Annotated in this window: 19 protein-coding genes and 1 pseudogene; 5 read left to right on the plus strand and 15 right to left on the minus strand. The window is 58.4% G+C overall.

Annotated features, from left to right (window positions below; all coding sequences use genetic code 11):
• Nucleotides 1-110: 110 nt before the first annotated feature.
• The 6 genes and pseudogenes from K3169_RS24950 to K3169_RS24975 form a co-directional block, all read right to left on the minus strand.
• A complete protein-coding gene (locus K3169_RS24950; protein WP_411567014.1) occupies nt 111-1,481 on the minus strand; it encodes a TolC family outer membrane protein in 1,371 nt (456 codons plus the stop codon).
• Complete coding sequence (locus tag K3169_RS24955) at nt 1,478-2,848, minus strand: HlyD family type I secretion periplasmic adaptor subunit (RefSeq protein WP_122395002.1); 1,371 nt, start codon at nt 2,846-2,848, stop codon at nt 1,478-1,480. Before K3169_RS24955 ends, K3169_RS24950 begins: the two co-directional genes overlap by 4 nt.
• Nucleotides 2,841-4,562 carry a type I secretion system permease/ATPase gene (locus K3169_RS24960; protein ID WP_263268523.1) on the minus strand — a complete coding sequence of 574 codons (1,722 nt, stop codon included), beginning with the start codon at nt 4,560-4,562 and terminating at the stop codon, nt 2,841-2,843. Before K3169_RS24960 ends, K3169_RS24955 begins: the two co-directional genes overlap by 8 nt.
• Before the next feature lie 454 nt (nt 4,563-5,016).
• Nucleotides 5,017-5,670: pseudogene (gene nfsB, locus K3169_RS24965) on the minus strand (oxygen-insensitive NAD(P)H nitroreductase).
• A gap of 22 nt (nt 5,671-5,692) precedes the next feature.
• The gene (locus tag K3169_RS24970; protein WP_231675324.1) at nt 5,693-6,826 is read right to left on the minus strand and encodes a major royal jelly family protein; all 1,134 of its coding nucleotides are present in this window, start codon (nt 6,824-6,826) and stop codon (nt 5,693-5,695) included.
• A 107-nt stretch (nt 6,827-6,933) separates the two neighbouring features.
• Entirely contained in the window at nt 6,934-7,941 is a 1,008-nt protein-coding gene (locus tag K3169_RS24975) for a zinc-binding alcohol dehydrogenase family protein (protein ID WP_263268524.1), read from the minus strand.
• A gap of 106 nt (nt 7,942-8,047) precedes the next feature.
• Between K3169_RS24975 and K3169_RS24980 the strand changes: the two genes are divergently transcribed.
• Nucleotides 8,048-8,953 carry a LysR family transcriptional regulator gene (locus tag K3169_RS24980; RefSeq protein WP_122395000.1) on the plus strand — a complete coding sequence of 302 codons (906 nt, stop codon included), beginning with the start codon at nt 8,048-8,050 and terminating at the stop codon, nt 8,951-8,953.
• 221 nt (nt 8,954-9,174) lie between these two features.
• Nucleotides 9,175-9,690 (plus strand): GNAT family N-acetyltransferase, encoded by a 516-nt coding sequence (locus tag K3169_RS24985; protein ID WP_263268525.1) that lies wholly within the window; start codon nt 9,175-9,177, stop codon nt 9,688-9,690.
• A gap of 44 nt (nt 9,691-9,734) precedes the next feature.
• On the opposite strand, the gene K3169_RS24990 is transcribed toward K3169_RS24985, so the two are convergent.
• The 4 genes from K3169_RS24990 to K3169_RS25005 all read right to left on the minus strand — a co-directional run bounded on the left by K3169_RS24990 (nt 9,735) and on the right by K3169_RS25005 (nt 12,870).
• Nucleotides 9,735-10,229 (minus strand): copper chaperone PCu(A)C, encoded by a 495-nt coding sequence (locus tag K3169_RS24990; RefSeq protein ID WP_263268526.1) that lies wholly within the window; start codon nt 10,227-10,229, stop codon nt 9,735-9,737.
• Nucleotides 10,229-10,834 (minus strand): SCO family protein, encoded by a 606-nt coding sequence (locus K3169_RS24995; RefSeq protein ID WP_027902096.1) that lies wholly within the window; start codon nt 10,832-10,834, stop codon nt 10,229-10,231. Before K3169_RS24995 ends, K3169_RS24990 begins: the two co-directional genes overlap by 1 nt.
• A 125-nt stretch (nt 10,835-10,959) precedes the next feature.
• The gene (locus K3169_RS25000) at nt 10,960-12,354 is read right to left on the minus strand and encodes a PepSY-associated TM helix domain-containing protein (protein WP_263268527.1); all 1,395 of its coding nucleotides are present in this window, start codon (nt 12,352-12,354) and stop codon (nt 10,960-10,962) included.
• A gap of 90 nt (nt 12,355-12,444) precedes the next feature.
• Nucleotides 12,445-12,870, minus strand: a complete 426-nt coding sequence (locus K3169_RS25005) for a DUF2946 domain-containing protein (RefSeq protein WP_263268528.1) — start codon at nt 12,868-12,870, stop codon at nt 12,445-12,447.
• Nucleotides 12,871-13,299: 429 nt separating this feature from the next.
• Here K3169_RS25005 and K3169_RS25010 point away from each other — a divergent pair, with 429 nt between their 5' ends.
• Nucleotides 13,300-15,684: a TonB-dependent siderophore receptor gene (locus tag K3169_RS25010; protein WP_263268530.1), complete on the plus strand. Its 2,385-nt coding sequence runs from the start codon at nt 13,300-13,302 to the stop codon at nt 15,682-15,684.
• Between the two features lie 121 nt (nt 15,685-15,805).
• Here K3169_RS25010 and K3169_RS25015 read toward each other — a convergent pair whose 3' ends face one another.
• The 3 genes from K3169_RS25015 to K3169_RS25025 form a co-directional block, all read right to left on the minus strand.
• Nucleotides 15,806-16,189: an ester cyclase gene (locus tag K3169_RS25015; RefSeq protein WP_411567015.1), complete on the minus strand. Its 384-nt coding sequence runs from the start codon at nt 16,187-16,189 to the stop codon at nt 15,806-15,808.
• Nucleotides 16,190-16,261: 72 nt separating this feature from the next.
• Nucleotides 16,262-18,529 carry a catalase/peroxidase HPI gene (gene katG, locus K3169_RS25020; protein ID WP_263268532.1) on the minus strand — a complete coding sequence of 756 codons (2,268 nt, stop codon included), beginning with the start codon at nt 18,527-18,529 and terminating at the stop codon, nt 16,262-16,264.
• Between the two features lie 461 nt (nt 18,530-18,990).
• Entirely contained in the window at nt 18,991-19,908 is a 918-nt protein-coding gene (locus K3169_RS25025) for a LysR family transcriptional regulator (protein ID WP_263268533.1), read from the minus strand.
• 270 nt (nt 19,909-20,178) lie between these two features.
• Between K3169_RS25025 and K3169_RS25030 the strand changes: the two genes are divergently transcribed.
• Nucleotides 20,179-20,922 (plus strand): SDR family oxidoreductase, encoded by a 744-nt coding sequence (locus K3169_RS25030; RefSeq protein WP_263268535.1) that lies wholly within the window; start codon nt 20,179-20,181, stop codon nt 20,920-20,922.
• Between the two features lie 150 nt (nt 20,923-21,072).
• Here the strand turns inward: K3169_RS25030 and dctA are convergent, their stop codons facing one another.
• Both dctA and K3169_RS25040 read right to left on the minus strand, forming a co-directional pair.
• Complete coding sequence (gene dctA / locus K3169_RS25035) at nt 21,073-22,392, minus strand: C4-dicarboxylate transporter DctA (protein ID WP_122708488.1); 1,320 nt, start codon at nt 22,390-22,392, stop codon at nt 21,073-21,075.
• A gap of 145 nt (nt 22,393-22,537) precedes the next feature.
• Nucleotides 22,538-23,710: a mandelate racemase/muconate lactonizing enzyme family protein gene (locus K3169_RS25040; protein WP_231666453.1), complete on the minus strand. Its 1,173-nt coding sequence runs from the start codon at nt 23,708-23,710 to the stop codon at nt 22,538-22,540.
• 116 nt (nt 23,711-23,826) lie between these two features.
• On the opposite strand from K3169_RS25040, the gene K3169_RS25045 reads away from it, so the two are divergent.
• Nucleotides 23,827-24,699 (plus strand): LysR family transcriptional regulator, encoded by an 873-nt coding sequence (locus tag K3169_RS25045; RefSeq protein WP_263268538.1) that lies wholly within the window; start codon nt 23,827-23,829, stop codon nt 24,697-24,699.
• Nucleotides 24,700-24,726: the final 27 nt, after the last annotated feature.

A 24,726-nucleotide genomic window follows, 5' to 3' on the forward strand; every position in this document is an offset into this window, starting at 1 on the left:
GCTTGCCCGCGATAAGGTTTCGGTGATCTGCCTGCCAGACCGCGGTGTCTGTATCGCGGGCAAGCCCGGCTCCCACATGGATCTGAGTCGGCTGGAAGATCGCAGCGGCATCAAAACAACCGCTGCACCTGTTCCAGCACACCGCGATTCATCAGGCCGGTGTGGGTATGCAGGCTCACATAGCTTTGCAGCATGTCGAGCTTGGCGTTGAGCAAATCACGGCGTGCCTGAAACACGCGTTGTTGTGCATCAAGGATATCCACCGTCGAACGAACACCACCCTGAAAACCTTTCTCGGTCGAGGTCAGCGCTTGCTGGCTGGACTCCACCGCACGCTGCATGGCCTTGCTTTTGGCAAACCCGGCAACTACCCCCACGTAATCCGTTTCGATGTCTTCCGCCAGTTGCTGACGCTGCACGTCGTAGTCTGATTGCGCGCCAGCCAGTTGCGCCTCGGCCTTGGCCACCGACGCTCGAACCGAGCCACCGCGATACAACGGGATATCCAGCTGGACACCCACGTAATACGTGTCCTGACGCGGATCGAGGTCCTGATACTGGCGGGTCTCTCGACGCGTCAATTGAGTGGTCAATGACAGCGTCGGATAATGCCCGGCACGTTGCGTATCAGCTTGCGCCTCGGCCACCCTCATGGCCGCCAGACGCGCTGCAAGCTCCGGGCTGGCGTCCTTGGCAATGGCCGTCCAGTAAGGCAAATCCTGTTCAGCAGGGATCGGGCTGGCGGCGGAAAGTTCTTCGCGCATCGGCTGAATATCATCAATCGGCACGCTCGCGCGGCCAGACAACGCTCGCAGCGCGGCCGTGCGCCGCGCCATGGCTTCTGTCTCCTGCGCTTCAACAAGATCCAGACGAGACTGCGACTCGTAAATGTCGGTAATAGCGCCCTGCCCAGACTTGAACAGTTTTTGGCTTTGCGTGACCAGGCCGCTGATCGCTGCTTTTTGCTGAGCGATCAGCTTGATCTCGTTTTCGGCACGGGCTACATCGAAATACCCCTTGGCAACCCGGTCATAAAGACTCTGATTGGCAAGATCGAACTGCTGCGTCCCCAACACCCCGCGCGCCTTGCCCTCTTGATAAGCCGCCCAGCGCCCTTTGTCATACAGCGGTTGCTGTGCGGCGAGCGTGACGTTGTTGGCCTGGTAATCGTTGCTGTTCACATAGCCGTTATCGCTGCCGCCATCGGTGCGGCCGCCATTGCCATAGCGCGAGGTCAAAGACACCTGAGGAAGGAGACCGCCACGACCGATCGCCTCCTCCTGCTGTGACGCGTCATAAGCATGACCGGCCGATTTCAGCGTCGGATCATTAAGACGTGAGGCATCGTAGGCCTGGGTAAGGCTCAACCCGGCCTCAGCAGCCCATGCCGGATTGAACACCACACAGCCAGTCCAGAGACCAGCACAGAGACCTGCCACTAAAAAGCAACGGGAACGGCGCGAACGCGGGATCATGCTCATTCCTCTTTGAACGCAGCGAGCATCCGTTCGCGCAGGGGCTTCATCAGGTAATTCATCAGCGTGCGCTCTCCGGTCACCACCGTGACATCGGCAAGCATGCCGGGACGCACCAGCAATCCAGCGTTCTGCAGTGCGACCACCGTCTCGGCAGGAATCTCGACCTTGGCAGAGAAGTACGGCCGGCGGGTCTGCTCATCAAGCAACTGATCCGCTGAAACGGTACTCACCACGCCTGTCACAGTGGGCGTATCAACCCGTTGCAGCGCTGTGAAATGCACGTTCACCGGTAAACCAGGTCGCAATTTGTTTGCCATCAACGGCTCGAAACGCGCCGTGATTGCCATGGGCGCATCCAGAGGGACCACCTGCATCAGGCTTTGGCCGGCCTGCGCGACACCGCCCACGGTGTGAATCGTTACGTCCATGATCTGCCCGGAAACCGGCGCGCGGATGGCACCGCTTTCGACTTCAAACTGCAACGCACTGATCTGATCGGCAAAGCCTGCTGCCTCGGCGGAAACCTCGCTGAGCTGGGTCTCGGCATCGCGACGAAACTCCTGTTGGGTCTGCAGCATCTTGAGTCGGCTTTCATTGATCGCCTGACGCGTTTTGCCAACATCCCCCTGCCCGGACGAAATTTGCCCCGCCAGCAACGCGCCGTTGCGCTCGGCTTCGTAGAGCTTGCTGCGCGGCACATACCCTTCACGCGCCAGTTCGCGCAGGCCTTCAAGTTCCTGCTGCTGGAACTGCATCTGCGCATCGAAATTGCGTTTCACGCCTTCGTAACCTCGTAGTTGCTGCTGCAACGACTCGATTTCGTGCTCGATGATTTTCAGGCGGCTGGCCAATTCGGCGCGACGGGTTTCGAACAATTGGGTCTGCAGCGCCATGGCCGCCTTGATTCGTGGCTCCTGAGCGCGCTCCAGCAATTCAGGCGGCCATTCGATGCTCGGGTTGCCCAGACGCTCCGCGATCAACCGCGCTTCCACCGCACGATCATTGAGTAACTTGCCTTGGGTGACGTCCAGCTGCGACTGCGCTCGCAAGGTATTGAGCTGCACCAGCAATTGGCCCTGACTGACGTGATCGCCGTCGCTGACCATCAGTTTCTCAACCACACCGCCAACCAGCGACTGCACCGCTTTGCGCTCACCGGCAACCACCACCGTGCCGCTGCCCACGACGCCTTGATCAAGCGGCGCAAGGCACGCCCACAGAAGAAAACTGCCCAGCGCGACACAGAGAAAAATGACCCCGTAACGCGCAGCGCCGCCCGCGTCGGTACTGGCCTTGGGCGCGGCACCGGGGTTACGCACGCTGACGGGATTGTCGATGCGCACGTTGGCGCCAGGATCAAGATCACGCATCTTTGTTGGCTACCCTGACAGGAGCGGTTTTATCGGCTGGCATCAATGCCTTGAGCACCTGATCCCTTGGACCAAAGGCCTGCTGGGCGCCGTCTCTGAGCAACAGAATGTGATCGACCACGGCCAGAATGCCGGGCCGATGGGTGATCAACACCACGGTACTGCCGGAAGCCTTGAGTGCCTTGACCGCCTGAATCAATGCCAGCTCGCCCGCTTCATCCAGGTTGGAATTGGGTTCATCGAGGACGATCAATGCCGGGTTGCCATACAGCGCACGGGCCAGGCCCAGACGCTGCTTCTGTCCGCCGGACAATCCGAGCCCGCCGGAGCCCAGTGGTGTGTCGTAGCCTTGGGGGAAACGCAGGATCATGTCGTGAATGCCCGCATGACGGCTGGCCGCGATGATCTTGTCGGCGTCCTGCTCACCAAACCGGGCAATGTTGTCGGCAACACTACCGGCAAACAGCTCGATGTCCTGAGGCAAGTAGCCCAAGTGAGGGCCTAGGGCGTCGTGAGTCCACTGACTGATTTCGGCGTTATCCAGACGCACCGAACCGCCCAGCACGGGCCAGACGCCGACCATTGCTCTGGCCAGCGTTGACTTGCCACTGGCACTGGCGCCGATCACCGCAAGCACGTCGCCTTTATTGAGGGCGAAATTGATCCCGCGCAGGATAGGTTGCGTCGCGCCCGGCGGTCCCGCATACAGTTGCTCCAAACGCACCGCGCCGGTGGGTGGCGGCAATGGCATGCGCAGTCGTTCACGGGGATGCTGAGTCAATAGCTGGCTCAAGCGCTGATAACTCTGGCGCCCTGAGCTGAACTGCTTCCAGGAACCGATAGCGATTTCAACCGGAGCCAGCGCGCGGCCGAGCAACAGCGACATGGCGATCATCATGCCCGCCGAAAGCTGGCCCTCAAGCACTAACAAGGCGCCCAGCCCCAACGCCAGCGACTGCCCGGAAATACGGACGAATTTGGTAGCAGAGGTGATCTGAGCGCTGCGGTCGCTGGCTTGCGACTGAGCGGCGATGATCCGCTGCTGCAACAGACTCCAGCGTTGGCGCAACGGGCCAAGCATGCCAAGCGCTCTGATCACTTCGGCGTTCTGCAACGTGCTGTTGACGTACCCCGCCGAACTCACGCTCACGCGGTTGGCTTCACCCAGACTGGCCCGCGTCGCCAGTTCGCCCCACAGCGCCAGACCAATCAATACGAGGGCGAGCACCAGCGTTAGCAGACCGAACCAAGGGTGAATAAGAAACGCCACCAAGAGAAAGATCGGCAGCCACGGAGCATCCAGCAAGGCAATCAAGCCCTGCCCGGTGATCAACTGACGAAGGCTGGTCAGATCGCTGAGGACCTGCGCCGGATTGGCGTTGTGCTCTTGCAGGCTGCGAGCAAATGCGGCGTCGAACACACGCTCGCCCAGCGCCTCATCCAGACCCGCGCTCATGCGAATCATCACGTGGCTGCGCACCCACTCGATCATCCCGCTGAACATGAACAACGCCAGCGCGATCAGGGTCAGCATGACCAGAGTGGTTTCGTTCCGGCTGGTAAGCACACGATCGTAAACCTGCATCATGTACAGCGAAGGCACCAGCACTAGCAGGTTGATCACCCCACTGAACAGCGCCAACGACCAGAACACCCGGCGGTAGCAGAGCAAAGCGGCATCAATGTCATGACGCGGATCAAGCAGGAAGCGCATAGGGTATCGACCGAAAAGAAGAGTCAGTGTATTGATCGCAATCCATGCGCTCGGGTTTTAGCTGAAAGTAAAACCGGCAGCTCCTATCAAAAAACATAACAATCTGATTGAAATGAGGTTTCTGTAGGAGCGCGCTTGCCCGCGATCGCGTCAGTACAGTCGATATATCCATCAACTGACAGACCGAATCGCGGGCAAGCGCGCTCCTACAGGTCCTGTGTTTGCTGCGCGTCAGCGCGGTGCCATTGACACCAGCGTCGCCCCTGCAGATTCAATGTTCGCGGCGCCGCGTCAATGTCCCGGCAATCCGCAAGTGATTGACAGCACTTGGCCAGCTTAGTGCCTGTTTGGTGGGCTTTTTTCTGCGGGGATTTGGGATAAGTCGTGCAACACACTGATCGCGAACAGCAGGCCGAGGCAGCTTCAGCCAGGGACCTGCCGTTCACTGTGCGACTTACAGAAAGGTAAACACCGATTCGGCAGCCAGACGCGACTTAGGCAGCTTGGCGTTGAAGTCGGTTTCGCTGCGATAACCCAGGCTGACGATCACCAGGCTGGTGAAACCCTGAGCGCGCAGACCGAGCTCTTCGTCGAGTTTCTTGAAGTCAAAACCTTCCATTGGCGTGGCATCCAGCCCCAGCGAAGCCGCGCCCAGCAGCAAGGTGCCCAGTGCCAGGTAGGTTTGCTTTTCCATCCAGTGCTGCACGTCTTTCTGGTCATAGCGGTGCATATCGACATAGCCGCGACGGGTTTTGTCCTGACCCGCCCTGGCCTCGGCACTCTGAAAGCGACCGTCCAGATCCTCCTAATCCAGCACCGCGTGCAGGTGATCCTCGGTCATCTCGGTGCGGGTGCACAGCACAATGACGTGAGACGCGTTGAGGATCTTCGCCTCGTTATAGGCAAAACCATCCTGCGCACCTTTGGCGATGCGTGCTTTGCCCTGTTCGTCGGCGGCGACCACAAAATGCCAAGGCTGCGAATTCACCGACGACGGGCTAAGGCGCAGTTGGTCCAGCAGCGTATCGATACTGGCCTGAGGGATTTTTCGGGTCGCGTCGTAGGCCTTGGTGGTGTATCGGGTTTTGGCGAGGCTGGCGAGTTCCATGGTGTTCTCCGGTCAAAAATGCTTAGCGAGTCGGCGCTGGCGCTGCGTTGATTTTTACCCGCAACAGGCTGTAAGGCTTCTGGCGCAGGTCTTTACCCCCTTGGAAACCGGCCTGGCGATGCAACTGGTTGGCGGTGAAATACAGATAGCCATCCGGACCTATAGACAAGGTATCCGGCCACAACACCCGAGGATCGTGAACGATGGTTTGCCAAGTGCCATCCGCGAGTCGCTTGCGGATGCCGTTGTGCTCGTAATCAGTGGCGTATACCGCTCCGCTCGCGTCCGCTTCCAAGCCATCGGAAGCACCTTTTTCACCGAGATCCTGAACAGCTGCGTCCAGTGCCTTCTCGCTGACGCTTGTATCTCGCAACAGGCTGGTCGGTACGGAATACAGATGACGGCTCGACAGCGGACTGAAATACAAAGTCTGGCCATCTGGCGACAGTGCGATGCCATCGGAAGCAACCGCTGGGGCTTTCTTCTTGCCATCAGCGCCCGTGGCCATGACGGCCTGCCCTTCGACGACCGGAATGAACGACGGATCAACCGATGTCGACTTCGCACCGCTCAAACGCCGCGTCGCCTTACCAGTAGCGATGTCCATAACAATGATTGCTCCTGGCCCGCTCACAGAGGAGTCGGTGACATAGACCGTGCCTTCCTTGCCATGGCGAAAATCAAAACGCATGTCGTTGACGTAAGTGCTCGGCAAAATGACGTTGGCCGGGAAGACCAGCGCTTTCACCACCTTGTTACTCGCCAGATCGACCGCCACCAGCTTCGCGCCACCTGGCTTGGGAGCAGCAAAACCGGGAGCAGCCGTGTCGAGCAACCAGACGCGACCCTGCCCGTCAGCCACTACGCTTTGCACACTGATCAGGCCCTTGGCCGGGTCCTGGGGATCTTCCTTGTTGATCTGTGTGTTCGGCCAAGCCTGTACTTTACCGTCCCGAATTTCCGCGACCGTAAAAGGCACGTCATCGCCCCAACGCGGGAAGTTGACGAAAATACGGCCGGTTTCGCTCACGGTCACGCCCGTGGGCATGGCGTCGTGGAACGCGAAGACTTGCTGCAATTGGCCTATGGACTTGTCGGCCGGTGCGCTTGCTGAAAAATCGGTTGCCGGTGCCGCCAATGCGGTGTGAGCAGTCATGGCCACACCAAGCGCCAAGGCAGAAACAGCAAAAAAGGACTTCTTGAACACGAACATTCTCCCGACTGCCTGCTGGACGCAGGCAGCCACTGACATATTGATAAAAATCAGAAGCCTTCGAGGACGATCTTGCCTTTGGCCTTGCCGCTTTCTACAACGGCGTGAGCACGGCGCAGGTTAGCGGCGTTGATCGTGCCGAAGTGCTCGCCGAGGGTGGTTTTGAGCACGCCTTGATCAATCAGGTCGGCAACGCGATTCAACAGCTCATGCTGCTTGATCATGTCCGGAGTTTCGTAAAGGGAACGGGTGAACATCAGTTCCCAGTGCAACGACAGCGCCTTGCGCTTCATCGGCACCACGTCGAGGGTTTTCGGGTCGTCGATCAGGGCCAGTTTGCCTTGCGGGCGCAGCGCTTCGATCAATTGCGTGAAGTGGCTGTCAGTGTGGGTCAGGCTGGCGACATGAGTCACTGCGCCAACACCAATCTGCTCCAGTTGAGCCACCAACGGCTGGCTGTGATCGATGACATGATGCGCGCCGAGCTGCTTGATCCACGCTTGAGTTTCAGGGCGCGAAGCGGTGCCGATTACGGTCATTTTGGTCAGTTGACGGGCCAACTGGACGAGGATCGAACCGACGCCACCCGCCGCACCGATGATCAACAGACTTTCGCCCTCGCCACCGCCCTCTTCCACACCCAGGCGATCAAAGAGCAATTCCCAGGCCGTGATGGACGTCAGCGGCAAAGCGGCCGCGTGGGCGTTATCAATGGATTTGGGTTTGTGGCCGACAATGCGCTCATCCACCAGATGGAATTCGCTATAGCTGCCCGGGCGCACGATTGAACCGGCATAGAACACTTCATCGCCGGGCTGAAACAGTGTCACGTCACTGCCCACTTCACGCACTGTACCGACAGCGTCCCAACCGACCACCTTTGGCTCGGTCGGGCCTGAACCGGCGCGGATCTTGGTGTCCACCGGGTTGACCGAAACAGCGTGGACTTCCACCAGCAGGTCACGAGGGCCGGGGGTGGGTTTGGGCAGGTCCATGTCGAGCAGTGCATCTGGATCTTCAATCGGCAGACCGTGTTGGGTAAAGGCGATAGCTTTCATGGGAAATCCTTTGAAAGTGGGTTCAAAAACGTGGAGCCATACTCACCTTCTCTGCGACAAAGAAAAACCCCTAAAATGCGCCAACACTTTCACAGCTGGAGTGAAGATGATCCGCATTGATGACCTTGCCTTGTTCGTCCGCACGGCAGCGCTGGGCAGCTTCTCCAATGCAGCGCGGGAGGTCGATCTGCTGCCGGGGCAAGTGGCGGCGGCAATCAAACGCCTGGAACGCGAGCTGGATGTGCGTCTGTTCGCGCGCTCTACCCGCAGCCTGCGCCTGACCGTTGAGGGCGAGCAATATTTGCCCAATGCGCAAACCGTGCTCGATACGCTGAAAGAGGGTCGCGAAAAACTCCGCCGAGAAAGCGCCGAATTGCGCGGTGTGCTGCAAGTGGCCGCGCCTTCGGACCTGGGGCGTAACATGCTGCTGCCTTGGCTGTCCGGGTTTCGGCGCGAGCATCCCGGGCTGTCGATGCGACTGTTTTTATCCGATCAGGTGGCAGACATGTTCCGCGACCCGGTGGACGTTGCGATTCGCTACGGCGTGCTTGAAGACGCCCATTACATTGCCCTGCCGCTGGCATCGTGGAATCGACGGGTGCTGGTGGCTTCGCCTGACTATCTGCAAAAGCATGGACGGCCACAGACGCCGGATGACCTGTTGCGTCATGACTGCCTGCTCTACACCCTGGGCGGACGGAGTTATGACAAATGGCGAGTGGGCGCTCGGGTGATATCGGTGTCGGGGCCGCTGTTCTGTGATGACGCCGACGTGGCGCGGCGCTGGGCGGTATCGGGGGAAGGGATTACTTATAAGTCGTGGCTGGACGTCAGTGAAGATATCAAGGCCGGACGGCTGGAAATTTTGCTGCCGGACTATCCTGGTGAGCCCGTACCTTTGAATCTGGTATGCCCGCACCGCAAACAGTTTTCCCCGGCGATTCAGCAATTGCATTCGTTATTGAAGGGGAAATTTGCGGAACTGGAGCAGGAATTGCCTGGATTGATTTGAGGTAATAGAAATCAAAGCCGGACGCAGGACCTGTAGGAGTGAGCTTGCTCGCGATTCAGTTTTTTGGCCGACGAATATATCGTCTGAACTGACGCCATCGCGAGCAAGCTCACTCCTACAGGAACCTCATTTCAAATCAGATTGTTATCTGTTGGCTCCTACCGGGAATGCGTTTCAAAGCCATAATCATTGATGAGCACAGCTGAAAACTGGACCCACCCATGCAAAGAACCACCGAACGACTAATACTTCGACCACCCCGCCCCTATGACCTCGCTGCAATGTTCGCCATCTACAGCGATCCAGCCACCAACGTGTTCAATCCCAACGGCCCGATGAAAGAGCTGGCGCAGGCGCAGATATTTTTGAATGCCTGGATGCGTCACTGGCAGGAACAGGGTTATGGCTGGTGGGCGGTGGCGACTCGGGAAGCGCCGGATGAAATCATCGGTTTCGGCGGTGTGGCGTTGATGAAGTATCTAGACGTCGAGCGGGTCAACCTGGGGTATCGCTTCGGTGTACCGGCATGGGGCAAGGGTTATGCGACGGAGCTGGCCAGCGCGACGCTAGACTATGCGTTCAACGACCAGAAACTACCCAAGGTATACGGGCTGGTCAGGCCGACGCATCAGGCCTCGATTCGCGTGTTGGAAAAGATCGGCATGAACCGTGTTGATGTGCTGGACGATGTGCCGGGGCAAGCGCCCAGTCTGGTGTTTCTGGCGAACCGGAGCTGATGTCGTCGGCAAGCCCTGGAAGCTTGCCGACGACAGTCAAAGCATCAGTGCATCTTGCTGTGATCATGCATCGCGCCATGATCCGGTGCATTCAACGCTCGGGCCGTGGCTTCAACAGCGATCGACTGTTTGACGCCTTTGCCATCTTCGACGATCAGGGTCAGCGGGACTTTATCGCCCTCTTTCACCTGAGCCGTAAGGTTGATCAGCATGATGTGATAACTGCTCGGGTCCAGTACCACTGGCTGGCCTGCAGGCAAGGCAACCGAAGTCACTTCATGCATGCTCATCACATCGTCTTTCATGCTCGATTGATGAATCTGCACGAGTTTCGCCACGGGTGACTGAGCCTCCAGCAACTTGCTGTCGGCACTGGCCTTCAACGTCAGAAATGCACCCGTGGACGCCTGCCCCGGCACCGTTGCACGGACCCATGCGTCTTCAACAACCGTTTGCGCTGAAGCCTGAGCGACGAGGCCAAGCAGCGAGAGCCCCAGCAATGCTTGCTTGAGAAATGTTTTCGGGCGTTCAAGGTTCATCAGCAGACCTCCATGACAGTCAGCAGATCTTCTGTGCACTGTTGGGCAGAAAGGGAATGAGACAGGCCGAGGCGCAGCACGCCGCGGGTGTCGAAGACGTAACTGGTGGCGGTGTGGGACATGGTGTACGTGTCACCGCTCGGGATTTTCTCGTAGAACACGCCAAACTCTTTGGCCGTGGCGGCGGTTTCTTCGAGGGTGCCGTACAACGCCACAAAGCTCGGATCGAACGCTTTGACGTAAGCATCAAGCATTTGCGGCTTGTCGCGCTCCGGGTCCACGGTGATGAAGATCACCTGGAGCGTATCGCCATCCGGGCCCATCAACTTCTTGATCTGCGCCGCACGCGCCAGCGCTGTCGGGCAAACCGCCGGGCATTGGGTGAAGCCGAAAAACACCATAGGCATAGTGCCGCGAAAGCTCGACAGGGTTTTCACGTTGCCCTGCGGGTCCTTCAGTTTGAAGGTCCGGCCGAGAATTTTGTCGCTCAAATCCTTGCCGTACTTGAACGACAACTTGTTTGAATCACCGCAACCGGCAAGCGCGCCCAGACTCAGCACGCTCAAGCCGCCGATAAGCTGGCGGCGGGTCAGTAATGTGTTCATGTGTGGCCTCTTGAAAAACAACGGAGCAAACCAACTGCCCCGTCGTCAAATTCTGTGTGCTGCTAAAGCCGCGTAGGTTACCTGTGACATTTCCTACAGTCGCTGTAGTAATGTCAGAAAATGCTTCATGGCCTTTCTGCATGGCCCTGACTGCGCACAAAGGCGACAGACGGCGCGCGGTACGTGACGATGAGGTCGCAGATCACCAGCGCCAGCAGGCTCCAGCCCAACACCGGCAAGCAAATGCCAAGTCCCACTGCCGCGAGCAGCCATGCGGCTTTGGCAACAAGGCCTGACTGACGCCACGCATCCACAACGGTCGGCTGCCGCCCGAGGGTCGGCCTGCGGCGCCACCACATGAGGTAACCGATGATCACCATCATCACCAGTCCGCTGGCAAAAAACACCAGAATCAACTGATTGGCTAGCCCGAACAGCACGCCCATGTGCGCGTCGATGCCCCAGCGGGTGAGCTTGGCAGGCAACGTGTATTGGGAAAACTCAACCTGATCGACCACCTTCAGGGTGTTCGGATTGATTGAGACTGCATCGACCTGGGTCGGCCAGCTGCGATCAATCTCGGCGACTACCCAGGCTTTATCCGGCTTGCTCGACGGGCGGATTTCTACCTTGGCCGCTTCGATATTAGCGCTCCGCGCAGTCGCCATAACGCTGTCGAACAGTGCAGGATTCAGCACGCTGTTCGAGGCAGCAGGTGCCATGTGCATGTGATGTTCGGCGTGCTCGTCCATCGGTACGTTCATGTTCATTGCGCTGTCGGCCGGTTTCGTCAGCGTCGTCGCAACGCTGGGCGTTGACCAGCCGTAGTAAGCGCGCAGCACACCAATGTTCCCGCCCGCGTACTGCGACCAGGTCAAACCGGTCGCCGAGAAAAACAACAAGCCCAGCATCAACCACAGCCCGGCGCTGGCATGCCAGCTACGCAAACTGCTGCGTAGCGTCCTAGCACGTTTGCGGCGCACTGCCCACAACACAATCCCCCCCGCTGCTGCGACCCACAGCCAGGAAGCGGCCAGTTCGCTGTAGATGCGACCGACGTCACCCAACAACAGGCTGCGGTGAAACTGATCGATCCAGGTCCGCAGCGGCAATATTCCGCTGGTGCCGTAGACCTTCATGTCGCCGCGAATCTCTCCGCTGACCGGATCGACAAACAGCGCACGGTGCTCCGATTCGCCTAACCCCGGAACGTTGAACATCACGCGGGTGGTATCGCCCTGATTGGGCGCTGGACGAACGGCGGCGACCGTCGGCCCGGAACCGGCGGCCTCCTGAGCCAGACGCACCTGGGCTTCGAGACTCAAGGCCGGGCCTTGGGTTTCGGTGTGCAGGGCATGGGCGTAGAGGTGTTTTTCGATCTGCGGCGTCAGGGCATAAATAACCCCGCTGAGTGCCGCGACCAGAATGAACGGCCCGATAAACAGGCCGATGTAAAAGTGCAGCCGTTTCGTCAGCGCGACAAACGCACTCGACGACGACTGTGCAGGTAAAGCAGACATAGGGCTCACCAACGGCTAAACGCGCCCGACCGGGACGAATCCCGGCGAGGCAAAAAATCGATATTGGTTTTTAACGGCGAGTGGGTGCCGTCAGGGAGCCTGCGGGTTAAGCCCGGGGAAACACTGGCGCGACGTAAGGCCCGGCCAGAGCGTAGGGAAGATGAAACGAGGACTGCGGGTACGGATCAACCAGCTCAGGGCGACGAAGAAAATCATCGCCAGGGTCAACGTCCCGGCAAAAGAACAGTCGCCGAACAGCGATTGCAGGCTGCCCGGCGTCGCCATGGTTTTGCTGGCGCTGTCTATCGGCATCGACATGCCCATCGACATCTCGTGATGCGCATCGCTCATGGAAGCGCTGCCGTGATGCTCATGCTGGGAAGGCGCCGCTGCGGGCTCCCCGGAAAACGCCCCCATCATCTGGCCATGACTCATGGCGCAGGCGAGCCCATTGAACAGGATGAAGGCGTACAGCATCCAGGCAATGGGCGAGCGATGGGTTCGGAAGAAATTCATGGCGGGTAATTTAGCATTTCAGCCGGGGGCAGGACAGGACGCAGGTCAATGGTTGATCGCAATCTCGTTGGAGCGAGGCTTGCCCGCGAATGGGACGACGCGGTGTTGCGGGAGGTCTGCGTTATCGTTCTTCGCGGGCAAGCCTCGCTCCAACCAGGGTTTGGTCGCCCCAATGACATCACCGAATAGAAAGTGATCTGCACGAGCACTCGCTGAACCAGCGTCAAATCGCCAAGGCGTGTGAGCAAATCTTTACTAGAAAGCTCATGACTGATAACGATTTGTATTTGCTGTCGTATTCACACCTTGTTAGGATCGCGTCATCTTGCGCTCCAAGTAAGTCCGGCACTGTCTTGAACTTTTGTTTCAAAACATCGTGTCAGGCGATAACGCGCGCTTATTAATCTCGACTTTCGTAAGGATTACAGAATGTCACGTCCCGCCTTATCTGCCTTGACCATCGCACTGGCGCTTGGTTTTTCCGCCAACGCTTTCGCGGCGCCGGTTCGTCTGGATATTCCGGCTCAACCCTTGGCAGCCTCCCTTGCCCAATTGGGTAAGGCCAGCGGCATGACCGTGACATTCGACCCACAGCAGGTCGCGGGCAAACAAGCGCCAACAGTGAGCGGCAACCTGGAACCCGCCCAGGCTCTGCAGCGTTTGCTGGTCGGCAGCGGCCTGACCGCTAGCGTCGAAGGCAATTCGGCACGCGTGATCCAGCCACAGCCAACACAAGGCGCGATTGCGCTGGACGGCGTGAACATCAATGCTGATTACGGCCTTGCGGGCGTGGCAACTACTGAAGGCACTAACTCGTACACCACGGGTTCAATGAGCACCGCGACCAAGTTGCCGTTGTCGATTCGTGAAACGCCGCAGTCGGTGAGTGTTATCACGCGTCAGCGGATTGAAGATCAGGGCATGAACGATGTGAACGACGTCGTTAAATATGCGCCTGGTGTGACGTTGCGCAAGTTCGGTCAGGACCGTCAGCAGTTTCTGGCTCGTGGTTTTACGATTGATAACCTGATGTATGACGGGTTGCCGACCATCCTCAGCACCTTCACTCAGGACACATTGGCTGAAGCGGATCTTGCCCTCTACGACCGCGTGGAAGTCGTGCGCGGTGCTACAGGCCTGATGACGGGTTCTGGCAGCCCGTCCGCAACCCTGAACCTTGTACGCAAACGCCCGACAGCAACACCACAAGTAAGCATCACTACTAGCGCTGGCAGCTGGGACCGCTACCGTACCGAAGTCGATGCATCCAACAAGCTCAACGATTCCGGCACAGTCCGAGGTCGCGTTGTAGCTGCATATCAAGACGAAAAGAGCTTTGTCGACGAACGCAACAAACAGCGCCAGACCTTCTACGGCATCCTTGAGGCCGACCTGAACGATGCGACCACCTGGACCATTGGTGCGTCGAAACAAAAAGATGACGCGACTTCAGATTGGGGCAGCCTGCCCTCAGGCCGTAATGGCGAGAATCTTGGGTTCTCGCGTTCGACGTTCCTGAGTGGCGACTGGGCCTACTGGAATCGGGACAACGTCAGTGTATTCACTGACCTTACACATCGCTTTGACAACGGTTGGAACGCCAAGCTGGCAGCGTCCAAAATCTGGGCAGAATCAGACACCTTTTCCAACTACCTGTCGTTCCCTTTCCCGGATCCTGGCGTAGGATATGAACAGGGCGCTGGTCAATATGACACCAAAGACACACAAACCAATTTGGACGGTTCTTTCTCAGGCCCATTCACCCTGTTCGGGCGTGAACATGATCTGAGCGTTGGCGTCAGCCATCGTCAGGAAAAATTCGATCAGCGTGGTGGCTTTTGGGCTGGTTACGCAGTCGACCCCTTTAACATCAACCCAGGCACTGTGCCTAAGCCAACGGCAGATACACGAACTGCCTATGCGAGCAAAAACGTCGCAACTGAAAATGCGGCTTATGCAGTAGCCCGCTTTAACCCGATCGACCCACTGCATGTGATCGTCGGTAGCCGGTTGAGCTGGTATGACTACGACAACCAAAGCGGCACAGGCGACTACAAGGTCACTCAGGAGGTTACACCGTACGCGGGCGTCATCTACGACCTGAACGATACTTACTCGGTCTATGCCAGCTACACCGAAATTTTCAAGCCGCAGAGCGAACAGAACATTGCTGGCTCAGCATTGAAACCGATGACAGGCGAAAGCTATGAAATCGGTCTGAAGGGCGAATATTTCGATGGAGCGCTGAACGCGTCGGTGGCGTTGTTCGACATGACGCAGGAAAACCGTGCATATGCGATCACCCCTCAACCAGCCAGTTGCACTCAACAAAGTCGTACTTGTAACCAAGCGGCAGGCGAAGTTCGCAGTCGCGGGATCGATACGGAAATTAGCGGCGCGATTACCCCGAACTGGCAAGTCTCTGCAGCCTACACTTACCTGCTGAGCCAGTACGTAAAGGATGCGGACAACGAAGGCAGACGGTTTGGTCCAGATCAGCCAAAGCAACTGTTCAAAGCCGCGACCAGCTACAACCTGGAAGGTGACCTCAACAAATGGCGTGTCGGTGCTGACGTTCTTGCCCAGAGCGACACCTTTAACAGGGTGGGTACCGCCAACGGCCACGCCACTCAGGACGCTTACTCGGTCGTGGGCCTGATGGCAGGCTACAAATTCGACGAGCACTGGGACGGTCGAGTCAACTTCAACAACGTGTTCGATACCAAATACTGGCAGGGCATTCCGACTGGCTCGGGCAGCGGCGTTTATGGCGACCCACGTAATCTGATGTTCTCGGTGAAGTGGACGCTCTAATTCAGACAGACAACACATTCCGGTAGGAGACAACTTGTTGGCGAGGCGGTGTGTCAGGCACAACGCTTCGCGAACAAGTTCGCTCCTACCGATAATGCCTCTGCCTGTTGGAGCGCTTGTATCAAAGCTGCACTTCAACTGCTGCCTTATCAATCACCGACCACACCTCAACGATCTTCCCCTCTTTAAACCGGTAAAACACGTTTTCGCTGAACTGCACTTTCCGGCCATTGACCGGCAAGCCCATGAAATCCCCAATCGGGGTGCAGTCGAAGTCAAGGCGGGCGGCGATGTGTTCGGGGTCGGCGATTAAAAATCGTATGTTGAAATGCAGGTCCGGAATCTGCCGGTAGTCTCGTTCGAGCATTTCGCGGTAGCCGGTCAGGCCAACTCGCTGGTCGTTGTAAGTCACGTTTTCATCAACAAACTGGCCCAGCGCAGGCCAGTCCTGCTGATTCAGGCAGGCGATGTAACCTTGGTAGACGTCACGCAGGTCGCTGCTCATCAAACACCTCCGGCAATAAAAAAGCCCCGACCTGATGACTCAGACCGGGGCTTTTGGGTTCAAGCGTTTACATCAGGCAAGGTCAAAGCGATCAAGGTTCATCACTTTGGTCCAGGCCGCGACGAAATCGCTGACGAACTTCTCTTGCGCATCACCCGCGGCATACACCTCGGCCAGCGCACGCAACTGGGCGTGGGAGCCGAACACCAGATCGACGCGAGTGCCGGTCCATTTCACAGCACCGGTCTTGCGGTCACGGCCTTCGAACTCGTCCTTGGCGTCAGACACAGCGCGCCACTCGGTGCTCATGTCCAGCAGGTTGACGAAGAAGTCGTTGGTCAGGGTTTCCGGACGCTGAGTAAACACGCCATGTCGGGTTTGGCCGACGTTGGTGTTCAGCACGCGCAGGCCGCCGACCAGCACGGTCATTTCCGGCGCAGTCAGGTTCAGCAGTTGGGCCTTGTCGACCAGCAGCGCTTCAGCCGACGAACCAAAACGGCCCTTCTGGAAGTTACGGAAGCCATCAGCGACAGGCTCCAGGAAACCGAACGACTCGACATCCGTCTGCTCTTGCGAAGCGTCGGCACGCCCCGGCGCGAACGGAACGGTGACGGCATGACCGGCGTTTTTCGCTGCCTGCTCAACACCCGCAGAACCGGCCAGTACGATCAGGTCAGCGAGGGAGATTTTCTTGCCGCCTGCCTGCGCACCGTTGAACTCGCTCTGGATGCTTTCCAGTTTTGCCAGCACATGCGCCAGTTGCTCCGGCTGGTTGGCTTGCCAGAATTTCTGCGGCGCGAGACGCAGACGCCCGCCGTTGGCACCGCCGCGCTTGTCGGAGCCGCGGAAGCTGGACGCCGCCGCCCACGCAGTGGAAACCAGCTGCGAAACAGACAAGCCCGAAGCCAGGACTTTGGCTTTCAGTGCAGCCACGTCGTTTTCGTCGACCAACGCGTGATCGACGTCTGGAATAGGGTCTTGCCACAGCAGTTCTTCGGCCGGCATTTCCGGGCCGAGATAACGAGACAGCGGCCCCATGTCACGGTGGGTCAGCTTGAACCAGGCGCGAGCAAAGGCGTCGGTCAATTGGTCCGGATTGGCGAGGAAGCGACGGGAAATCACTTCGTAAGCCGGGTCAAAACGCAGCGCCAGGTCAGAGGTCAACATGGTCGGTGTGTGGCGCTTGGACGGATCATGGGCATCGGGAATCAGACCGGCACCAGCGCCGTCTTTTGGACGCCATTGATGGGCACCCGCCGGGCTTTTGAACAGTTCCCACTCGAAACCGAAAAGGTTTTCGAGGTAGTTGTTGCTCCACTGGGTCGGCGTGGTGGTCCAGGTCACTTCCAGACCGCTGGTAATGGTGTCGCCACCCTTACCGCTACCGAACGTGCTCTTCCAGCCCAGACCTTGCTGCTCGATGTCTGCCGCTTCGGGCTCAGCGCCAACGTTGTCAGCCGGGCCAGCGCCGTGGGTTTTACCGAAGGCGTGACCGCCCGCGATCAGGGCCACGGTTTCTTCGTCGTTCATCGCCATGCGGCCGAAGGTTTCGCGGATATCTTTGGCCGAGGCCACCGGGTCCGGGTTGCCTTCAGGCCCCTCCGGGTTCACATAGATCAGACCCATTTGCACGGCGGCCAACGGGTTTTCCAGGTCACGGCCTGGCGCGTCGTTGCGGCTTTCTTCTGTACCGTGCTTGCCTGCATCGGCCACCAGCACGCCTTCGCCTTCAGGCTGTGCTTCCTTGCCGTAGCGCGTGTCGCCGCCCAGCCAGGTTTTCTCAGAGCCCCAGTAAACCGCTTCTTCCGGCTCCCAGACGTCAGCACGCCCACCGGAGAAACCGAACGGTTTGAAGCCCATGGTCTCCAGCGCGACGTTACCGGTGAGGATGATGAGGTCGGCCCAGGAAATCTTGCGGCCGTACTTTTGCTTGATCGGCCAGATCAGGCGGCGCGCTTTGTCGAGGCTGACGTTGTCCGGCCAGCTGTTGAGCGGCGCAAAGCGTTGTTGCCCCGCGCCCGCACCGCCACGACCGTCAGCGGTACGGTAGGTCCCGGCACTGTGCCAGGCCATACGGATGAACAGCGGGCCGTAGTGACCAAAGTCGGCTGGCCACCAGTCCTGCGAGTCAGTCATCAGCGCACGAAGGTCTTGCTTTACCGCTTCCAGATCAAGGCTTTTGAAGGCAGCGGCATAGTCGAAGTTTTCGCCCATCGGGTCGGACAGCGATGAGTGCTGATGCAGGATCTTCAGATTAAGCTGGTTCGGCCACCAGTCGCGGTTGGTCGTACCGCCACCTGCAGCAGCGTGATTAAAGGGGCATTTCGATTCAGTCGACATGTTTTATTTACCTTTGGTCGAGTTCATGCGCTGCCTGGCCCGTTCCGGACTTCAAGCGGCGATGTGGTTCATCACGGCACAACTTGCATGGCCAGCGCGGGATCAGCACCTCGCTGTCGCCACACGGAAACTTAAATAAAACGGCAACTGGCTCACCAGCGCCAGAACAAGCCTAGACGCCCTTTGAGAAGAGAGCTAATAAGCTAAGTCTTGGGTGTCGATAGACATACTCTGTCAATCGATAGATAAAACTTGAAGGTATGGGCTTTTTTGAGCGTTTCTCTGTGGGAGATTCTATTTTGGCCTGCTCGCTCTATGGCCGATGGCATTCTCTGCTGGAGCGTTGCTTGGCCCCGAATCAGTCGATGAGGTATTCAAGTGCACCGCGTCATCGTTCTTCGCGAGCAAGCTCGGCTCCTACAGTTGATCGCTAAGTCTGTGGGAGCATTTCAATTCGCTGGCTAACTTGCACCCTGCGGAAAGCGCAGCGGGTCAGAAAAACTGGCCAGCAGATGGTCGTAAATCAGGCGAACGCGCGGAGCGACGGGGCCGCGTTGAGGGCGATAGACGAACAGCTCCCATGGCGGGGGCGCGATCTGCGGCATGACTTCCACCAGCCTGCCCTCTCGCAAATGGGGCTCGGCCAGATAGCGGGGCATTTGCGCGTAAGTCAGCCCGGCCAGAACAATTTCCAGCTCAGCTTCGGGGTCGTCACAGGTGAAGGCGGCCGATTGCGGCAGAAACGTCTGGCCATCGGCGAACACCCACGGCCATGGTCGTCCGGTTTTACGGTCGATCAGCACGGATAACGGGCGCTGCTTGAGTTCATCCAACGAGGATGGCCGCCCGGTGGAAGCCACCAGTTGCGGCGTGGCCACTACATGAAACGGAACGGTACCGGCTGCTCTGGCGATATAGCGGCGGTCGCGGATGTAGCCAACCCGGATGCCGATATCAACCTGAGCTTCAACGGCATCGGTCACTTCATCGTCGAAGCGCACGTCGATGCGCAGCTCCGGATGTTTGCTCATCAGGGGTTTGAGGAATTCCAGCAGGAACAATCGGCCGATGGCGTATGGCGCGGTGATACCGACCCGACCGGCCAGACCATCGTTCTCAACGCCGGTGTAACGGGCAAAGAGTTGATCAAAGCCGCTCAGGGTTTCCCGTGCCTGCCGTGCCAGGTCTTCGCCGAACGCAGTGATATGGATCTGCCGGGTGCTGCGGTGAAAGAGCATTTCGCCGAGGGTGTTTTCCAGTTCCTTGATGGCTCGGGTCACGCTCTGCGGCGATGTGCCCAGACGGCTCGCGGCTTCGCGGAAGGTGCCCGATTCAGCTGCGGCACAGAAGATTCTCAGCATTTCGACGCGGTTGAGCATGGGAACTCCTGCATACGCATTGTCCTGTAGGACCGGCTTTAGCCGGGAGAGGGCCAATACAAACGATGAAATTGTGCGACCTGAAACACAGCCCTCCCGGCTAAAGCCGGTCCTACGGGTCGATCCTTGACAAGGACAGGGCATCAGAATAATTCCATTTTCTGGAATTCCTTAATCCTATCTCTTCCATTTATCGACAGGAAGAAGACGCCCACAATTGATTTCGAAAGCAGTTATCCCTCTCGAAACCAACTCAAGGGTATTCAGATCATGAGCAATAACATCGAAGGCAAAGTCGTCGTCATTACCGGTGCAAGCAGCGGTCTGGGTGAAGCCACCGCGCGTCATCTTGGCGGTTTAGGGGCGAAGGTTGTATTGGGCGCTCGTCGCAAGGCGAACCTGGACACGCTGGTCAGTGAAATCACCGCAGCAGGTGGCAACGCCGTTGCCTATCAGACAGACGTGACCCGCAAAGAAGAGGTGGATGCGTTGATCAAAGGCGCGATCGATACTTTTGGTCGTGTAGACGTGCTGATCAACAACGCAGGTGCCATGGCGATTGCACCGATGTCGGAAGGCAAGACCGATGAATGGGATCGCATGATCGACATCAACATCAAAGGCCTGCTCTACGGCATCGCCGCCACCCTGCCAGTATTTCAGCAACAGAACAGCGGCCACTTCATCAATATCGCTTCGGTGGCGGGCATCAAGGTCTTCAGCCCGGGCGGCACGGTGTACAGCGGCACCAAGTATGCCGTGCGAGCGATTTCCGAAGGGCTTCGTCATGAAGTCGGCGGCAGCATTCGCACCACCACCATCGAGCCAGGTGCAGTGGACTCGGAACTGAAACTGGGCAGCTCGCACCAGGCCAGCGCTGAAGCGGTGGGCGAGTTCTACAAACAGGCTATCCCCGCCAGCTCCGTGGCCCGCGCTATTGCCTTTGCGATTGAGCAACCAGCGGATGTGGACATCAACGAAATCGTGCTGCGCCCGACCTCGCAGGATTTTTGATTACTCGATTGTAGAGCCACGACAAAATCTGTAGGAGTGAGCTTGCTCGCGATAGCGTCCTGTCATTCGACCGGCAACTGACAGGCAGAACGCTATCGCGAGCAAGCTCACTCCTACAGGGAATTGCATTTCAATTCGGTTGAATGCGCCTCAAACAAGCTTATTCACCGTTTTACCCGCCACTTTCCTCAGCGAACTCTGCTCTTTCATCGCCGCGATTTCCCGCGCTGCCTGTGCCTGATCAAACGAACCATCCCATTTGGCAATCGCGATGGTGCCGATGCCATTACCGATCAGGTTGGTCACCGCCCGCGCTTCGTTGAGGAAGCGGTCGACACCCAGCAACAATACCAGGCCCACCAGCGGGATATCGCCAATGACCGACAGCGTTGCGGCCAGGGTGACAAAGCCTGCACCCGCAACGCCCGCCGAACCTTTCGATGTCAGCAACAACACGCCTAGCACCACCAGTTGATCCATTAAGGTCAGCGGCGTGTTGGTTGCCTGCGCCACAAAGATCGCCGCCATGGTCAGGTAGATACAGGTGCCATCGGAGTTGAAGGTGTAGCCCGTTGGCAAGACCATACCCACCACCGACTTTTTGCAGCCCAGTTTTTCCAGCTTGACCATCATGCGTGGCAACACGGCTTCGGTTGAGCAGGTCCCGAGGGTGACGAGGATTTCATCTTTGAAGTAGCGCAGGAACTGCAACAGCGGCAAGCCCGACCAGCGCGCCACACTGCCCAGTACTACAACGATGAAGAACAGCGTCGTGACATATAGGGCGATGATCAACTGCCCCAACGACATCAGTGTGCCGATGCCGTACTTGCCGATGGTGAATGCCATGCCTGCGCCCGCACCCAGAGGGGCGAGTTTCATGACCATCGCGACAATGCGAAACAGGGTTTGCAGCAAAAGGTCGATGACGTTGACCAGCGGCTTGCCGGTTTCCCCCAACTGCACCAGCGCTACGCCCATCAGGACCGAGACCAGAATCACCTGCAACATCGCGCCTTTGGCGAAGGCATCGAACAGCGTGGTAGGTATGATGCCCATGAAGAACTCGATCACCCCGCCCTGCGCCGCAGCTGCCTGGGTGTAGCCATTGACCGCGCTGGCATTGAGGCTGTTGACGTCGATGTTCATGCCGACGCCGGGCTTGAGCACATTGACCACGACAAGGCCGATAACCAGCGCCAACGTCGATAACACCTCAAAGTAGATCAGCGCCTTGCCGCCAATACGGCCGACCTCCTTGATGCTGCCCATCTTGGCGATGCCGACCACCACGGTGCCGAAAATGATCGGCGCCAGCAGCATCTTGATCAGTTTGATGAAGCCATCGGCGAGGGGTTGCAGCTTTGCGCCGATGTCAGGAAGGAAGAAACCAATCGCACCGCCAATAACGATACCGATCAGCACCTGGACATACAGCTGGCCGTACCAGCGTGTAGGTGTGTCGTTCATGAGAACCTCGATCTTGTTGTTGTATGAGGAATTTCATCAATCCGGGCCTCTGTCAGAGCTGCCGAAGGCTGCAAATCGCGGTGTGCCAGACACAACCTTTTCGCAGCCTTCGGCAGCTCCTACAGGGGTAAGGGTTAATTCACTATCAAGCCCCCTCACCCAGCTCGCGCATCACGGCGTACAGCGCAGACTTGGCTTCGAAACCGACACCCGGGATGTCCGGCAAGCCGACGTAGCTGTTCTCGACTTTGATGCCGTCGGCGAAACCACCAAATGGCTGAAATACGTCGGGATAGGACTCGTTGCCGCCCAGGTGCAGGCCTGCTGCAAGGTTCAGCGACATCTGGTGGCCGCCATGGGGGACGACGCGGCGCGATGACCAGCCCAGTTCGTTCATGACGTCGAGGGTGCGCAGGTATTCCACCAGCCCGTAAGACAGCGCGCAGTCGAACTGCACAAAGTCGCGATCAGGGCGCATGCCGCCATGGCGCAGCAGGTTGCGGGCGTCCTGATGGGAGAACAGGTTTTCCCCGGTCGCCATGGGCAGGTCATAGTGGTTGGCCAGTTCAGCCTGGAGCGCGTAATCCAGCGGATCGCCCGCCTCTTCGTACCAGAACAGGTTGTAGGGTTTGATGGCCTCGGCATAGGCAATCGAGGTTTTCAGGTCGAAGCGACCGTTGGCGTCCACGGCCAGACGACGGCCATCGCCCACCACTTCCAGCACGGCTTCGATTCGGCGAATGTCTTCGTCCAGCGGCACGGCACCGATTTTCATCTTCACCACGTCGTAGCCGCGGTCCAGATAACTCTGCATTTCGGCCTTGAGCTTGGTCTGGTCCTTGCCCGGATAGTAATAACCGCCCGCCGCATAGACCCAGACCTTGTCATCGGCAACTCCGTCGCGATACCGATCAGCCAACACGCGATACAGCGGCTTGCCTTCAATCTTCGCAACCGCGTCCCACACCGCCATGTCGATGGTGCCGACTGCCACCGAACGCTCGCCGTGGCCGCCTGGCTTTTCGTTGGTCATCAGGGTTTTCCAGATGGCGAACGGGTCGAGGTTGTTGCGCTCGTGGTCGATCAGGCTCTCGGGGTCCGCTTCGGCGACACGTGCCAGAAACCGGTCCCGCATCAGCGCGCCCTGGCCGTAACGCCCGTTGGAGTTGAAGCCATAACCGATGACCGGTTTGCCATCGCGAATTACGTCGGTGATGACGGCAACAACCGAGCAGGTCATTTTTGAAAAGTCGATGTAGGCGTTGGCAATAGGCGATGCGATAGAAACGGTTTTCTCGCGAATGTCCACGATGCGCATGGGATGAGTCCTCTCTGATTATTAGGTTGTTGCCGATGCCAGAGAACTCTAGGGCTAGCGGTCCAGGCGCAGCCAATGCTTATAATCGAGCACCTCATGCACAGGTGGCATCGCTCATGGAACTCGCTTGGCTGGAAGACTTTGTTGCACTGGCAGAACTGGAAAACTTCTCTCGTGCGGCTGACTCACGCCATGTCACCCAACCGGCGTTCAGCCGCCGGATCAAGTCGCTGGAAAACTGGATGGGCGTTGAGTTGTTCGAACGCACCACCCATGGTGCGACCCTGACCGACGTCGGCAGGCAGATGCTCGGTAACGCGCAGGACATGACCCGCCGCCTGCACCAAATGCGTCTGGATGCGCGCGAGTTGGCAGGCAAACAGCTGCGCACGCTGTATTTCGCGGCGACTCATTCACTGTCGTTCACGTTTTTTCCCGGCTGGATCCGGAGCATTGAGCGTGAAGCGCCCATCGAAGGCGTACGCCTGCATTCGGACAACATGCGCTCCTGCGAGCAAATGCTGCTGAATGGCGAGGTGCAGTTCCTGCTTTGCCACCATCACCCGGACGTTCCGCCACGATTTGCCAGTGAGCAGTTTCTGGGTAAAGCGGTAGGCCTTGATGTGCTCCTGCCCCTGCGCGCACCGGGTCAGCGCAGCGGGGAACCCAATCAACCGCTGGATTATCTGGGCTACACCGCAGATTCAGGGCTGGGCAGGATCATCAACTGGCGTCTCAATCGTTCGCAGCCCGAGCAGCCCCTGCAAACCCTGTTCAGTTCCCACCTGGCGGCGGTGCTGCTGTCGATGGTGCAGGAAGGCAAAGGCATGGCGTGGTTGCCGCGCACGTTGGCTGAGTCTGAAATGAGCCAGAACCGGTTGGTTCGGGCCCTGGAAGAAACCTGGGACATCCAAGTGGAAATCCGCCTGTTCCGCGCCCGCACTCCTCTGAGTGATTTCGCCGAGGCGTTCTGGAATGGGTTGGGGTAGCGCCGGATCCTACGATTTATCGGGGTA

The sequence above is a fragment of the Pseudomonas phytophila genome (assembly GCF_025643095.1).
GTDB lineage: Bacteria > Pseudomonadota > Gammaproteobacteria > Pseudomonadales > Pseudomonadaceae > Aquipseudomonas > Aquipseudomonas quasicaspiana.